The sequence below is a fragment of the Actinopolymorpha sp. B17G11 genome, from assembly GCF_040196095.1.
In the GTDB taxonomy this organism is placed as follows: Bacteria; Actinomycetota; Actinomycetes; order Propionibacteriales; family Actinopolymorphaceae; genus Thermasporomyces.
This window is the reverse complement of sequence record NZ_JBEFTW010000004.1, coordinates 40842-55540: the sequence shown is the minus strand read 5'-3', so window position 1 is coordinate 55540 and position 14699 is coordinate 40842. Positions and strand designations below refer to the sequence as shown.

The following is a 14699-nucleotide window of genomic DNA, read 5'->3' as shown; positions in this document are numbered from 1 at the left end:
TCAGCCCTTCACCCCGCTCAGTGCGATGCCGGCGACGAAGTACCGCTGGGCGAACAGGTAGACGACCAGCACCGGAAGCAGCACCACCACCGACGCGGCCATCATGAGCGGCCAGTTCGGCTGCTGGAACGCCGACGACGAGGCGTTGAAGTAGGCAAGGCCCAGCTCCAGCGTTCGGTGCTCCTCGTCACGGGACACGAGCAGCGGCCAGAGCAGGTCGTTCCACGTGCCCATGAACGCGAACACCGAGACGGTCGCGAGCGCCGGCTTCGTCAGGGGCAGGAAGATCCGGAAGAACACCGTCCACTCGTTCGCGCCGTCGATCCGGGCCGCGTCCTGGTAGTCGCGTGGGATGGTGAGGAACGCCTGCCGGAGCAGGAAGATCCCGAACGCGCTGGAGATGCCCGGCGCGATCAGGCCGGTGTAGGTGTTGACCCAGCCGAGCTGGAAGACCAGCAGGAACAGCGGGATCATCGTCACCTGGAACGGGATCATCATGGTGGCGAGGAAGAGCACGAAGAACGCCTTGCGGCCGATGAACGAAAGCCGCGCGAACGCATAGGCAGCGGTCGCACAGAACGCCACCTGCCCCACGACCGTGAGTACTGTCACGAGCACCGTGTTGAGGAAGTAGCGCCCGAACGGCACGAGGGTGAAGAGCTGCTGGTAGTTCCGCAGGTCGAAGGTCGTCGGCAGGATCTGCGGCGGATAGGAGAACGCCGTGCCCGGTGGCCGAAGCGACGTCGACACCATCCACAGGAACGGTACGAGCATGCCGGCGGCGATGAAGACGAGCATGGCGTAGAAGAAGACCGTACGCAGCGGCATGAGCGCGTCCCACAGCCGCGCCAGCCCACGCTGCTCACCTGTCACGATGCGTCCTCTCCTGCTCCGTTCCCTCAGGCTCGGTGTCCTCAGGCTCCGTTCGCCCATCCTCCGTTCCCTCATGCCAGGCTCGTCTCTCCGCGGCGGCGTACGTACCACAGCTGCAGCAGGGTGGCGACGAAGATCACCGCGAAGAGCACCCACGCCTGCGCGGACGCGTAGCCCATCGAGAACTCCTGGAACGCGCGCTTGTAGATGTGGTAGACGGCCACGTCGGTGGCGCCGAGCGGGCCGCCCTCGGTGATGACGTACATCGGGGTGAAGACCTGGAAGCCGCCGATCACGCCGGTCACCGCGAGAAAGAACGTCGTCGGGAAGAGCAGCGGCAAGGTGACGTGCCAGAAGGTCCGCCACTTGTTGGCGCCGTCGATGGCGGCCGCCTCGAGCAGCTCGGTCGGGATCGACTGCAGGCCGGCAAGCCAGATCACCATCTGGAATCCGGCGCCCTTCCAGATGGTGATGACGACGATCGCGAACATCGCCCACCGTGGGTTGTCAAGCCAGGCTTGCGGTGGCAGGCCGACCAGGCTGAACACGTAGTTGACGACACCGGCGTTCGGGGAGAGCAGAGTGATCCACACGACCGAGACGGCCACCCACGACGTGATCACCGGAAGGAAGAAGATCGCCCGGAAGACGTTGATTCCGGGCAGGCGACGGTTGACGGTGACCGCCATCGCGAGGCTCACCGCCATCCCGAGCGGCACCGAGAGCACGGTGTAGGTGGCGGTGTTGCGCATCGCCCGCCAGAACGGCTCGTCCTGGAGCAGGTCGCGATAATTCTCCAGCCCGACGAACGGAGCGCCGAGGAAACCCGGTGTGCTCCACTCGTGGAACGAAAGGTAGAGGCTGAACCCGATCGGGATCAGCAGGAACAACGCGAGGTGCGCCGACGCCGGGAGGATGAACAGGTAGCCCGCGCGTTCGTTGTGCCGGCTCCAGAACCGCCTCCAGAGTTGATGTCCTGGAACCCTGCCGCGCGGTTGCCTCTCCCTCCTCGTATCCTCTCCGGCGTCGGCGACCGTCACTGGGCGTCCAGCTCCTGGTCGATGAGCTTGACGGTCTTCTTCGCCTCCGTCTCGACGGCGCCGCCGGCGAGGATGCGATCCATCATCTCGTCGAGGAGGCCCTCGATCGTGGGGTACTTCGCCAGTTGCGATCCCGACGGCGGCCGACCCTTGGCGGTGGCCTCGACGAACACCGGGTCGAGCCCCGCGAACTGCGAGTCGGCGTTGGCGAGCGACGCCTCCGCCGCCTCCTGGTTCCCGGCGATCGCGATCCCGGTGATGGCCTTGGTGTCCTGGTACGACCGGCCGGTCGCCGCCTCGACGAACCGTGCCGCCGCCTCGATCTTCTCCTCCGGCAGGTCGTGGCGGATCACGAAGCTGGACTCATACAGCACGGTCGCGTCGGTCTTGCTGGCCGGCTGGGGCGCGACGCCGAGCAGTTCGGGCTTGTAACCTTCCGCCGCCGTGAGCCCGACGAGCGACCAGTGGCCGCTGTCGAACATCGCGAAACGTCCTGCCATGAACTCGGCCTCGAAGCTGGACTTCTCGGTGATCGAGTCGAGGACCGACGGCTTGGGCGAGACCTTGTGCTTCAGGACCAGATCGGCGTACCACTGCAGGGCTTCGAGAGTGGCCGCCGAGTCGAGGTAGCCGGTCGCGGTGGAGCGGTCGGGCGCGAGGACGTCGCCGCCGTTCTGCCAGGTGCGGTAGACCCACTGGTAGGCGTACTGGCCGGCGCGGTATCCCCACTGCGTGATGTCCGCGGCATCGAAGCCGCCGTCGGCGGCGGTCCGGCCCTTGCCGTCCTTGGTGAGCTGCTTGGCGAGCTCCAGCTGGTCGTCCCAGGTCCAGCCGGCCGTTGGCGCTGTCAAGCCCGCCTTGCCGATGAGGTCGGTGTTGTAGTAGACGACCATCGGCGTGAAGTCGTTGGGCAGGCCGTAGATCGCGCCGTCCTCCTGCTCGTGGATGTCCAGGACAGCGGGGAAGAACCGCTTGGTGTCGAGCGACGGAAGCTTCTCGGTGCACCTGCGCATGTCGAGCAGCAGTTTGCGGTCGATGAGTGGTGCCAGGCTGGACGCGTCCTGCGACCACAGGTCTGGTGCGGTGCCGGAGGCGAGATCGACGATGATCTTGGTGTCGAACTCGGGCGGGGTGGCGATCGAGTCGATCGTGATGTTCTTGTGCTCGGCCTGGAAGTCGGCGAGGAACTTCTTGTACGCCTTGTCGAGCGGGCTTCCCTTCTCCTCGGGGTTGACCTCGAAGCCCATCACCTTGAGGGTGATCTGGCCGTTCGCACCGGCCTCTCCGTCTGATCCACCGCAGGCGGCGAGCACTGGGCCTGCGGCGGTCGCGGCGGCAGCGGCGACTCCCCACTGCAGGAACGACCGGCGACTCTGAACGGACCGAGGGCTGTGGATCGACCTGCCATGGGAGGCCGGGTGACTGCTGGCGTGACTCATCTGCGCACTCCTGCCACGGGATGGTGCCGCGAAGGTAGAACAGCCGGCAGCACCCGGTCAACGGTTCAACAGGTGGGAAAACTGTTTCTCAACGCGCATCCTTGCTTGCGGAGCGCTTCGTCTCGATACTCGAGATATCCCGATGTTTTGCTTGCGTTGCACACAGATCACCGGTGACCCTCGGAAACCGGCTGACTGACAAACCGTTTTCCCATCTGGCTTCCCGGAGGACCTGTGGCCGCAACGATCCGCGACGTCGCCCGCGTCGCCGGAGTGTCGGTGGCCACCGCCTCGAAGGGCCTCAACGGCAAGGGCCGGATGCGCCCGGAGACCCGCGAGCGGATCGTCCAGAGTGCGCGGGAGCTGGGCTTCCGGGCCAACCGCAACGCCAGCTCGCTCACGAGCGGCCGGACTTTCACGGTCGGGCTCCTCACCCGCGACGGGTACGGACGCTTCACGCCCGCCATGCTGGGCGGTGTCGAAGACGCCCTGTCGGCCGACACCTGCAGCCTGCTCCTGTGCGACGCCCGACGCGACGCTGTCCGGGAACGGCACTACATCGACGCCCTCACCGCTCGGCGGGTCGACGGGCTCATCGTCACCGGCCGCGCCACCGACCCGGCACCGCGGGTCGGCCGGGACCTGCCGTTTCCCGTCGTCTACGCCTACACCACGGCCGACGACGAACGCGCCACCAGCATCACGGTCGACGACGAGCACGGCGGCTGGCTCGCGGCGCGGCAACTGCTCCGCCAGGGATGTACGCAGATCGCGCACCTCACGGGTCCACCGTCGTACGCGGCGGTCCGGCAACGGATCGCCGGTGCCCGCCGGGCTCTCGCCGAGAAGGGGTGGGAGCTGCCCGACTCCCACGTCGTGCACGGGCCGTTCGGCGAAGAGGCGGGCTACCACGCCGCCCGAGCGTTGCTCGAGACGCGGCCCGGCGTCGACGGGATCCTCTGCGGCAACGACCAGATCGCGCGGGGCGTCGCCGACGGGCTCACCGTGCTCGGCGTCCGCGTTCCCGACGACATCGCGGTGGTCGGCTATGACAACTGGACCCTGCTCGCCGCCTCCACCCGCCCACCCCTCACCTCGGTCGACATGAACCTCTACCGCCTCGGCCGGATCGTCGGCACCACCCTCCTGCAGGCGATCGACGGCGAGCGCGAGCCCGGCATCCGGCGGCTGCCCTGCTCCCTCGCCGTCCGGGCCTCGTGTCCGGCGGGCACCGGCGACGACCCGGTGTGGGTGGGCGACGCACCCCTGGTGCCCGATGCGTAGACCCAAGAATCCAGGGGGCGCCCGCCCTGACTCGTCGACCACGAGGGAGCCCTAGTGACCGCCAACCCGCACCCGCCCGTTGCCGCCACGACCGGGGTGGCGGACACGACGCCTGTTGTCGACACGAGGCAGAGCCCGCACGCCCGGCTGCGGCCGGTCGGCGTCGGGGCGGTCCGCGTCGACGACGCCTTCTGGGGGCCGCGGCTGGAACGCAACCGAACCGAGACGGTTCCCGCGCAGCAGGAGCTGTGCGAGTCGACCGGGGCCCTGGAGAACTTCCGGCGGGCGGCGGGGCTCACCGGCGGACCGTTCCACGGCAGGTACTACTCCGACTCCGACGTCTACAAATGGGTCGAGGCGGCGGCATGGATCCTGGCCGCCGGTGGCCGAGAGGGTGAACCCAGCAACGCGTCACGTGGTGATTCGGGCGGCGATCCGCAGAACGTGCCAACCGACGAGCCCCTGGGTGAGTCGGGTGACCGTCCCGAGCCGGGCAAGGACCTCGACGAGCTGATCGCGCTCTTCGCCGCCGCCCAGGACGACGACGGCTATCTCAACACGTACTTCTCCGCCGACCGGACTGCCGAACGCTGGACGGACCTCGTCGTCAAGCACGAGATGTACTGCCTCGGGCACCTGACGCAGGCAGCCGTCGCCCACGTCCGCGCCACCGGCAAACGCACCCTGCTGGATGTGGCGATCCGCGCCTGTGAGCATGTCTTCGCGAGGTTCACGCCCGACGAGGTGCCCGGCACCTGCGGGCATCCCTGCCTGGAGATGGCACTTGTCGAGCTCTACCGCACCACGCGCGAGCCGAAGTGGCTCCGCCTTGCGACCTGGCAGCTCGACTCCCGCGGCCGCGGCGTCCTTGACAGCGGTGAGTACCTCCTCGACCACGCTCCCCTGCGCGAGCAGGACACCGTGACCGGGCACGCCGTACGCGCGCTCTACCTCTACGCCGCCGCCGCAGACGTCCTGCTCGAGACCGGCGATCCGGAACTGCGGGCGGCCGTCGACCGGTGGTGGGCGGACCTCGCGGGACACAAGACAGCCGTCACCGGAGGTGTGGGCGCACGGTGGGACGGTGAGGCGTTCGGTGCGGCGTACGAACTGCCGGACCGGGCCTACAACGAGACCTGTGCCGCCATCGCGGTCATCTTCTTCGCGTGGCGGTTGCTGCTGCTCACGGGCGACGCGAGGTACCGGGACGCGATCGAGACCGCGCTGTACAACGGAGTCCTGCCGGGCCTGGCGCTGTCCGGAACGGAGTTCTTCTACCAGAACCCGCTCGCCGACAGTGGGCGCCATCGCCGGCAGCCCTGGTTCGCGTGTGCGTGCTGTCCACCTAACATCGCGCGCCTGCTCGCGTCGTTGCCGGGTTATGCGTACACCACGTCGGAGGAAGGGGTCTGGGTCCAGCTCTATCTGGGTGGTGAGGTGGATCTGCGGCTCTCGGACGGTACGCCCGTGCGACTCGATGTCACCAGTGCCCTCCCCTGGCAAGGTCGGGTTGACATCACGGTGACCCCGGGAGATGGCGGTGGTGGCGACGCCGGCCGGGAGAGCGGCCCGGGCGCCGAGTTCACTTTGTTCGTGCCGGTGCCGGGATGGGCGGGCTCAGCCGCGGTTCACGTGGCCGGCGAGCCGGTCGACGCGGCGTTACTCGAGGCCGGCCGGGAGACGGGATACCTTGCGGTGCGGCGGGTCTGGAGTCCGGGCGACACCGTACGCATCGAGTTCGACCTGTCGACCAGGCTCGTCGCCGCGCACCCGCGGGTCGCTTCCGCGCACGGCAGGGTGGCGATCAGCCGAGGGCCGCTCGTCTACTGCGTCGAACAAGCTGACCACGAGGGCGTGGCGGTGGAGGACCTCCGGCTCACCGGCGCCGAGTCCTGGACGCCTGCGTACGCAGGCGACCTGCTGGGTGGCGTCGTGACCCTGACCGTGCCGGCCGTGGCCGTCGAGCCCGACCAGGGACCGCTCTACCGGGCGTACGACCCGGACCGGACCGTCGCGACGCGCCCGGTCCAGCTCACCGCGATCCCCTACTACGCCTGGGCGAACCGCGAGCCCGGCCCTATGCGCGTCTTCCTCCCCCTCCTCCCCTGACCGCCACATCCCGTGACCATGCCCGACCGCGACATCCCGTGACCATGCCCGACCGCTACATCCCGTGATCATGATCGTGATCATGAAGGATTCGCGGACGGATAGCCCCGTTTCCCTTCCTGGCCCGGATCCACTTCATGATCATGCGATGGGGCCGCCAAGGTCTCGTGATCATGAAAGAGAACAGAACTGTGAAGCCAAAGAGGGCCATACATCCGGGGAACCTTCATGATCACGATCATGATCACCGGGATGGGGCCGACCCGGGGCGCGCGTGCCTATGGTGAAGGTGTGAGCGTCACCATCGGCCTGGTCGGTGCGGGACGGAGGGCCGCCGAGGTCCATGCCCCGGCGCTCTCTGGCTCCGCCGACGTACGTTTTGCCGGCATCTGGTCACGCCGGCCCGAATCGGCCCGTGAGCTCGCACACCGTCACCATGTCGCCAGCTACGACCGGTTCGCCGACCTGCTCGACCACTGCGAGGCGGTCGCCTTCGCCATTCCCCCGGATGTCCAGACCGACCTCGCCGCCGCGGCCGCCCGAGCGAGACGCGCCGTTCTGCTGGAGAAACCTCTCGCGAACGACCTCGCTGGAGCCGAGGAGATCGCCGTGGCGGTCACCAGCGCGGGAGTGGTGTCCCAGGTCGCGCTCGACTGGCGTTACGCCGAGCCCGTCCGGCAGTTCCTGGCCATGGCCGCTCCGCGGACCCGACCGCTCGGCGGCAGTGGACGGGTCGTCACCGCCAACCCACACGACCGACAGCGCACCCAGCCGTGGCGGTTCGAGCGGGGCGTCCTGCTCGGCGAGGGCCCCGACCTGATCGACCTGCTCGACGCGGCACTCGGCCGGATCGTCGGCGTACGCGCCCACGGCGACCCGCTCGGCTGGGTCGGCCTGCTCCTCGAGCACGCGGGCGGCCGGTTCAGCGAGGCGTCGCTGTGCGCCACGGCAGGGACGCCGCCCCGCGCCGAGGTCGAGGTCTTCGGGCCCGGTGGGGCCGCGTTCGTCAACTGCGCCGCGGCGGCCGGGCCGGACTCGTTCGCCACGATGGTCACGGAGTTCGCCGCGGCGGTCGCGGCCGGCAAGCCCAGGGGCCTCGACGTCCAGCGCGGCCTGCACCTACAGGAGGTCCTCGACAACGCCGAGACCGACCTGTTCACCCACGCGTGAGTCCGCTCACCTCCGGTCCGGATGAGAGACGGACGCCACGGAGCCGGCCTCCAGGACGACGATCTGGTCCGCCCTTCCGAGGACAGCCGCACGGTGCGACACGACAAGATACGCCGCCGATCGGTCCTCCGCCCGCGCCCCGTCCATGCGTTCCCAGACCAGATGTTCGGTCTCCTCGTCGAGTGCACTGGACAGGTCGTCGATGACACAAAGATCCGGCGTACGCACGAACATTCGAGCGGCACTCGCCCGCTGGACCTGGCCGCCGGAGAGCCGGACACCACGGCTGCCCACCCTCGTGTCGAGTCCCCGGTCCAGTTCGGCGACGTCCCGCTCGAACGCGGCACGGCGCAGGGCCGCTTCCAGGTCGACCGCGTCCGGCGGGAGGCCGAGCAGGATCGTGTCGAGCAGCGGTTCACTGAACAACCGCGGGACCTGCGGCTTGTACGCCACCCTCGGCGGGACCATGAACGTCGCCGGATCCTCGATCCGCATGCCGTTCCAGAAAAGCGCGCCCGACTGCGCTTCCCGCAGGCCGAGCATGACCCCGAGCAACGTCGACTTGCCGGCACCGACCGGTCCGGTCACCACCGTCAGGGCGCCGGCACGCAGGTGCAGACTCACGCCCGAGATACCGCGACCTGTCTCCGGATGCCGGTAGCAGAGGTCAGTGACCACAAGATCTCGCAGCCGACCGCCGCTGTGGCTCCGCGTCCGACCGCGGCGGCTGGCCGTCGGCTCGACCACGTGGACACTCGCGGGCGACGGCTGCGACCGTGGACCGCTCAGATGGACGGCTCGATGCGCCACGAGCGTCGACACGGGTGTCGTTCCCATGACCTCGCGCAGCCGCTCCAGGGACTTCTCGCTGGTCCTGCGCTGGCTGAGCAGCCGGCCGATTCGACGCGGGAGCATGAGCATCCAGTCGAGATAGAACGCGAAAAGAATGAAGTCGCCGACGGTGAAGCGGCCCGCGACCATCGCACCGGCCCCGATGAGCAGGACCAGCCCGCGGCCCGCGATGGTCGTCGCCACCGTGATCGCGTCGATCCGCCTCGCCGCGACGAGGCTGCGGACCTCGGCCTTCCTGCGGAGGTCATTGAGGTGCGCGAAGCGTCGCACCACGGCCGTTTCGGCGCCCGCCACCCGAATCGCCTGCACCCCCTCGAACGCCTCGCCGACGAAGTTCGTCACCGCCGTGGTCGCCTCCCGCGCCTCGCCCCACAAGCGCGGCAGCCGACTGCGCACCCAGTGCGTACACCCCACAACACCGGCCAGCGGCAGGAACGTCGCGACGGTGATCAGCGGATCGATGCCGAGCATGATCACGAGTGCGATCGCCACGAACGCCCCTTCCCCCGAGAGCCGGTACCACTCGTTGACCAGAGACGTGTGACCGGGAACGTCGTCGCGGAGATGGCCCACCAGGGTGACCGGCGATGCCGGGGTCCCGCGCCTCCCCGACGTGGTGAGAACCCACGAGAACAGGTTGGTACGAACGAGTGCCTCCACCGTCCCCTCGAACGTGGTGTGCACCCAGTACCACAGGACTCCCAGCGCGGGTTCGGATACCGCGAGGACGGCGAGGGCGGCGAAGAGCAGCACGAGATCCCGGCCCTCGAGATCCCGGCCCTCGAGATCCCGGCCCTCGAGATCCCGGCCCTCGAGATCCCGGCCGTCGAGATGGCCGGACGCACTCGGGTCCAGTTCCTCGAAGATCGCCTGCTGCACAAGGCCGGTCAGGATCGGGAGACAGGACGACAACGTCCAGGTGAGGACGGACGCGAACAGCAGACCCGGGCGGTAGGTGAACAGTCGGACGAGCATCACCGCACACCTCCGGAGCGCTCACGCTCCGCCCGTCCAGGACCACCGAGACATTCCACGCCCTCGAGGCCGCCGGCAAGGAGTGCGCGGTGGTAGGCGGAGCTGGGGTCATGCGCCAGGACCGCCCGCGGACCGTACTCGGAGATCCGACCGCGCTCGAGGACCAGGATCGTGTCGGCGCGTTCGAGCGTACGCAGGCGATGGGCGATGATCACGCCCGTCCGGCCGGCGAACAGCTGGTCCCATGCCCGCTCCACCACCGCCTCGCTCGCCGGATCCAGCCGTGATGTCGGCTCGTCGAGGATCACCAGGCCGGGATCGTCGACGAAGACCCGCACCATGGCGAGCAGTTGCGCCTCTCCCGCCGACATGCCCGCCGATCCGGAGGCGAGCAGGGTGTCGAGCCCGCCGGGTTGTCGGTCGTACCAGGCGCCGAGTCCGACCTCACGCAGCAGCGTCACAAGCCGCTCGTCAGGTGCGCGGCCGGGTCTGAAGAGGGTGAGGTTGTCGCGCAGCGTCGTGCGGAACACCTGTACGTCCTGGGTGACGACGCCGACCGTCGCTCGGAGCTCGTCGAGGTGGGCCTGTCGGATGTCCGTACCGTCGAAGGTGATCCGTCCGGTGTCGGGGTCGTAGAACCGCAGGAGCAGGCGGGCGATCGTGGTCTTGCCGGCACCAGTGCGCCCGACCAGGCCGAGCACCTCACCCGGTCGCAGCCGGAAGGTCACGTCATGCAGGACCGGCGACGAGGTGTCGCGGCCGGGATAGCCGAACGACACGTCCTCCACCGCCACCGCCACCGCGCCACCGGCGAAGGCCGCGCCGGGACCGGAGGAGATCGTGGGTGTGACGGCGAGCAGTTCTCGTACCCGCCCGATGCTCGCCGTCGCCCGCTGCAGGTCGTCGATCTGCCCCATGATCTGACGCAGCGGCCCGACGACGATAGCGGTGTAGGCCACCATGAGGAAGACCGTTCCGAGCGAGACCGTGCCCGATCGGTACAGCGCGACGGCAACCGCCAGGATCGCGACCGATCCCACCACCATGAGGAGCTCGGTGCCCCCGCCGACGAGCACGCTGGTGATCCCGGCGGCACGCGTACGCAGGAACATCGCGCGCTGTAGAGAGGTGAACCGCCCCTGCACGTACTCCCCGGCTCCGTTGGCGCGGATGTCGGCCAGTCCGCCGAACCGTTCCTCCACCTCGCCGTAGAGGTCGGCGGAGGCCGCCCGGCTACGTTGCCATGAAGGTGCGGCGACACCGCGAACCCGGCTGAGGATCCAGAGCGTGCCGGCGGTGAACCCGACGAAGACACCCATGATCCGCCAGTCGACGGCCAGCATCACGACCAGCACGCCGCCGATCAACGCCAGGTTTCCCAACAGAACAAGGGCAAACTGGGAGAAGAAGTTGTTCAGCTCCCGGACGTCCCCGTCGACGCGTTCCACCAGCTCACCTGGGCCGTGGTCGTGGTGGAAGCCGGTGTCCAGGCGCAGACAGTGATCGGTGACGTCCTCGCGAAGCCGGTTCGTCGCCTGCCACGCGACATGCGCACCCAGGTGGACGCCCGACACGGCCAGCACCTGGTCGAGGACTCCGCCGACGCAGAACAGTGCCGCCCACACCACCAGTCCGGGCATCGCCTCACGTGCGGCCGGCTCAGGCAACCGCGCGGCCACGGTGGCGCCATCGATGAACCGCGCCGCGAACCACGGCGTCAACAGGCGTACGCCGATCCCGGCGAACAGAATCACCGCGAGCAGAACAAGCAGTCGACGGTGTGCGACGAGATAACGAGCCAACAGTTGCCAGTACGCACGAACGGGAATACGCACGGTCGCCTCTCCCAGCTGGACGGAAACGTCACGGGGCTTGGACGTGACGCCGTCACCGGGCGAATGCGGAGATCAGCCTTGGCAGGAGGTCCGGAAGGCCCGTTGTCTGGGCCGTGGTCCCTACGTCACCGCGAGGGTCATGGCGAGCCCGGGATCGAACGACGTCACCAGCTGGGCCGCCATCGGATGCCTCCTCGAGCAGAGATCCCGGATCCACTTGCCGCGCAGGTTACCAACCGAGGAAGCTCTCAGGGCAGCGGGTTTGTGAGGTCCGCCCGACCGCGGGGTCGGACCTACGAGGGCGGTTGGGTCAAGGCGTCACCACAGCACCAGGTGACCTTCGCGTCAGGAAACCGCGCCAGGGCCCGCTCCAGCACTGGGGCGTCCACGTCGACGGCGACCACGCGCGGGATCCGTCTGGCCAGCCGGGCGGTGAGGAAGCGGCGCGACCAGCGTCGCCGCCCGGTTACGCTCCCAGGAGCTCCGGGAGGGCGCGCATGTCGGTGAAGAGCACGGTGCCTGGGCCTTCCAGGCGGCTCGCGGGCGTGACACCACCGGCATAGCCGAACGCCGCCATGCCCGCCGCCCGGGCGGCCTCGACGCCGTACTGGCTGTCCTCCACCACCGCGCAGTCGGCCGGCTCGACGCCCATGCTCGCGGCCGCGTGCAGGAACAGGTCGGGCGCGGGCTTGCCGTGGGCCACCTCGCTCGCCGAGAAGATCCGCCCTTCGAACCGTTCGTACAACCCGGTGAGGCCGAGAGTGAAGCGCATCTTCGCGTGGCCGCCGCTGGAGGCCACACAGCTCGGCGTCGTGATCTGGTCGAGCGCCTCGACAATGCCGGACACCGGCTGCAGCTCCGCGGCCAACACCTCGCGGTAGAGGGCGTTGAACCGTTCCTCGACCTCCGCCGGCACGGGACGGCCGATGTGCCCGGTCAGCTCGCCCATCATGTACTCCGACGTACGTCCGACGAACCGCCGGGCGATCTCCGCCTCGGGCAGCGGCCAGCCCAGCTCGGCGAAGAGCATGGCGTCGACCCGGAGGGCGAGCGGCTCGCTGTCGACGAGGATGCCGTCACAGTCGAAGATCACCAGCTTGTACGCCGTGCCGTCGGCCGCCGGAACCTCGCTCGCAGACTCTGCTGTCGTCACCGCAGCAGCCTATGAGACGTCCCGCCGCCGGGTCGCCCTCGGGTGAGCCGGATCAGCGGAACGCGTCGAGCCCGGTGAGCGCCTGCCCCAGGACCAGCGTGTGCACCTCGCTGGTCCCTTCGTAGGTCACGACCGACTCGAGGTTGTTCGCGTGTCGCAGCACGGAATACTCGAGGGTCACGCCGCTCGCCCCGAGGATGGTGCGCGCGGTCCGGCAGATCTCCAGCGCTGACCGGGTGTTGTTCAGCTTGCCGAAGCTGACCTGGGCCGGCCGCAGCCGACCGGTTTCCTTGAGCCGGCCGAGATGGACGGCGAGCAGGACTCCGTTGTGGAGTTCGAGAAGCATGTCCGCGAGCTTTTTCTGGGTGAGCTGGAATCCCGCGATGGGCCGGCCGAACTGCGTACGCGCCTTGGCGTAGTCGAGCGCACAGGTGAACGCGTCCCGCGCGGCGCCCATGGCGCCGAACACGATCCCGAACCTCGCCTCGTTGAGGCAGCCGAGCGGGCCGCCGAGCCCGCGGGCGGCCGGCAGCAGCGCGTCGGATGGCAGGCGTACGCCGTCGAGGACGAGTTCGGACGTGACCGAGACGCGCATCGACGCCTTCCGGCCGATGTCGTTGGCGGTGAAACCCTCGGTGTCGGTCGGCACCAGGAACCCGCGCACGCCGTCGTCAGTGCGCGCCCAGACCACGGCCACATCGGCGATCCCGCCGTTGGTGATCCACATCTTCGTGCCGTCGAGGATCCAGTCCGCGCCCGACTTCCGGGCTGTCGTCCGCATGCTCCCCGGATCGCTGCCGGAGTCCGGTTCGGTGAGGCCGAAGCATCCGATGACCTCCCCGGTCGCCATCCGGGGCAGCCAATGGGACTTCTGCTCCTCCGACCCGTACAGGTCGATCGCGGTCATCGCCAGTGAGCCCTGCACCGATACCATGCTGCGGATCCCGGAGTCGACGGCCTCCAGCTCGAGACACGCGAGGCCGTAGGTGACCGGCGGCACCCCCGCACAGCCGTGGCCGGAAAGCTGCATGCCGAGCACACCCAGAACGCCGAGTTCGCGGAGCACATCGCGGGCCTCAGCGCGCGAGAGCTCGCGTTCGAACCACTCGGCCACCCGTGGACGCAGCCGTTCCTCGCCGAACCTACGCACCAGATCGCGGCTCGCGCGCTCCTCGTCGCTGAGCGAGGCGTCCACGTCGAGGAAGTCCTCCGCCGGAGGCGGCTGCGACCTCTCCCGCGAGGGCCCGGTGGGCGACGCGTCAACCGGTCTCGTCACGAAGCTCTCCTTGCTGGCACTTGGCGGTGGCCGGCCGGTTCAGGGGGTCACAGTCGCGTTCCCGATTAGTTTGTCCTAGTGTGTCCGAACGGCACGACGACCCGCCCGCCCCGCGGTCACGAGGGCGGTCGGTCGATACGGGGACAGTCCGAGATAGCCAAGTGCTCGAGGTGAATTCCCATGGGTATCGGTGCCAGCATCTTTCTCATCGCTGTCGGCGCCATCCTCGCCTTCGCGGTCGACTACCACGTCTCCGGGATCGACATCGCCGTCATCGGCTGGATCCTCATGCTCGTCGGCGCACTGGGCATGGCCGCGACGCTCGCGATCTGGGCGCCGCGCCGGAGCCGCGGACCACGCGAGCGGCGTGAGCGGCGCCGGCCCTTCGCCGCTGAGGACCACCCGCCGCCGGTCGCTCCTGCTGGCGAGGCGGTCGAGTACTACGCGGGCGTCGACCCGTCCGGTCGCGAACGCTGGGTCGTCGGCAGAGTCGAACGACGGGAGCGGCGGGCCGACGGCGAGTGGCTCTACATGCGGCCGACGCAGCCCGGCCCCGGCGCGCGTCAGCCGGAGCCCGCGTGGGTGGCGGCCGAACAGACGCGCACGATGCCGGCGTACGACCCACGCAACGGCCACCCGCGCTAGGGACGTCCGTCAGGGTGCGACGGCCTGGAAGGCCGCTCGCTGAGTTCG

Annotated in this window: 11 protein-coding genes; 4 read left to right on the top strand and 7 right to left on the bottom strand. The window is 69.1% G+C overall.

The annotated features are described in order from the left end of the window. The 3 genes from ABN028_RS06235 to ABN028_RS06225 form a co-directional block, all read right to left on the bottom strand. Nucleotides 1–873 carry a carbohydrate ABC transporter permease gene (locus tag ABN028_RS06235; RefSeq protein ID WP_349329077.1) on the bottom strand — a complete coding sequence of 291 codons (873 nt, stop codon included), beginning with the start codon at nucleotides 871–873 and terminating at the stop codon, nucleotides 1–3. 71 nt (nucleotides 874–944) lie between these two features. Then, nucleotides 945–1913 (bottom strand): carbohydrate ABC transporter permease, encoded by a 969-nt coding sequence (locus ABN028_RS06230; RefSeq protein ID WP_349329076.1) that lies wholly within the window; start codon nucleotides 1911–1913, stop codon nucleotides 945–947. Beyond that, nucleotides 1910–3352, bottom strand: a complete 1443-nt coding sequence (locus ABN028_RS06225; protein WP_349695938.1) for an ABC transporter substrate-binding protein — start codon at nucleotides 3350–3352, stop codon at nucleotides 1910–1912. The genes ABN028_RS06230 and ABN028_RS06225 overlap by 4 nt, the downstream gene beginning before the upstream one ends. Before the next feature lie 234 nt (nucleotides 3353–3586). Between ABN028_RS06225 and ABN028_RS06220 the strand changes: the two genes are divergently transcribed. The 3 genes from ABN028_RS06220 (at nucleotide 3587) to ABN028_RS06210 (ending at nucleotide 7915) form a co-directional block, all read left to right on the top strand. Continuing rightward, nucleotides 3587–4636 (top strand): LacI family DNA-binding transcriptional regulator, encoded by a 1050-nt coding sequence (locus ABN028_RS06220; protein WP_349329074.1) that lies wholly within the window; start codon nucleotides 3587–3589, stop codon nucleotides 4634–4636. Between the two features lie 54 nt (nucleotides 4637–4690). Then, nucleotides 4691–6745 carry a glycoside hydrolase family 127 protein gene (locus ABN028_RS06215; RefSeq protein WP_349695937.1) on the top strand — a complete coding sequence of 685 codons (2055 nt, stop codon included), beginning with the start codon at nucleotides 4691–4693 and terminating at the stop codon, nucleotides 6743–6745. A 228-nt stretch (nucleotides 6746–6973) separates the two neighbouring features. Then, a complete protein-coding gene (locus tag ABN028_RS06210) occupies nucleotides 6974–7915 on the top strand; it encodes a Gfo/Idh/MocA family protein (RefSeq protein WP_349695936.1) in 942 nt (313 codons plus the stop codon). Between the two features lie 6 nt (nucleotides 7916–7921). Here the strand turns inward: ABN028_RS06210 and ABN028_RS06205 are convergent, their stop codons facing one another. From ABN028_RS06205 to ABN028_RS06190, 4 genes are all read right to left on the bottom strand, one after another. Beyond that, complete coding sequence (locus ABN028_RS06205) at nucleotides 7922–9742, bottom strand: ATP-binding cassette domain-containing protein (protein ID WP_349695935.1); 1821 nt, start codon at nucleotides 9740–9742, stop codon at nucleotides 7922–7924. Then, nucleotides 9742–11577 carry an ABC transporter ATP-binding protein gene (locus ABN028_RS06200; protein WP_349695934.1) on the bottom strand — a complete coding sequence of 612 codons (1836 nt, stop codon included), beginning with the start codon at nucleotides 11575–11577 and terminating at the stop codon, nucleotides 9742–9744. The genes ABN028_RS06205 and ABN028_RS06200 overlap by 1 nt, the downstream gene beginning before the upstream one ends. A 466-nt stretch (nucleotides 11578–12043) precedes the next feature. Next, a complete protein-coding gene (locus tag ABN028_RS06195; protein ID WP_349695933.1) occupies nucleotides 12044–12730 on the bottom strand; it encodes an HAD family hydrolase in 687 nt (228 codons plus the stop codon). A gap of 52 nt (nucleotides 12731–12782) precedes the next feature. Beyond that, nucleotides 12783–13925 (bottom strand): acyl-CoA dehydrogenase family protein, encoded by a 1143-nt coding sequence (locus ABN028_RS06190; protein ID WP_349696045.1) that lies wholly within the window; start codon nucleotides 13923–13925, stop codon nucleotides 12783–12785. Nucleotides 13926–14186: 261 nt separating this feature from the next. Here ABN028_RS06190 and ABN028_RS06185 point away from each other — a divergent pair, with 261 nt between their 5' ends. Next, nucleotides 14187–14651: a DUF6458 family protein gene (locus ABN028_RS06185; RefSeq protein ID WP_349695932.1), complete on the top strand. Its 465-nt coding sequence runs from the start codon at nucleotides 14187–14189 to the stop codon at nucleotides 14649–14651. The last annotated feature ends 48 nt before the right edge of the window (nucleotides 14652–14699 follow it).

Bases quoted from the DNA above. Each gene is read 5' to 3' on its own strand.
- ABN028_RS06185 (WP_349695932.1), top strand. From the start codon at position 14,187: ATGGGTATCGGTGCCAGCATCTTTCTCATCGCTGTCGGCGCCATCCTC.
- ABN028_RS06225 (WP_349695938.1), bottom strand. From the start codon at position 3,352: ATGAGTCACGCCAGCAGTCACCCGGCCTCCCATGGCAGGTCGATCCAC.
- ABN028_RS06210 (WP_349695936.1), top strand. From the start codon at position 6,974: ATGATCACGATCATGATCACCGGGATGGGGCCGACCCGGGGCGCGCGT.
- ABN028_RS06205 (WP_349695935.1), bottom strand. From the start codon at position 9,742: ATGCTCGTCCGACTGTTCACCTACCGCCCGGGTCTGCTGTTCGCGTCC.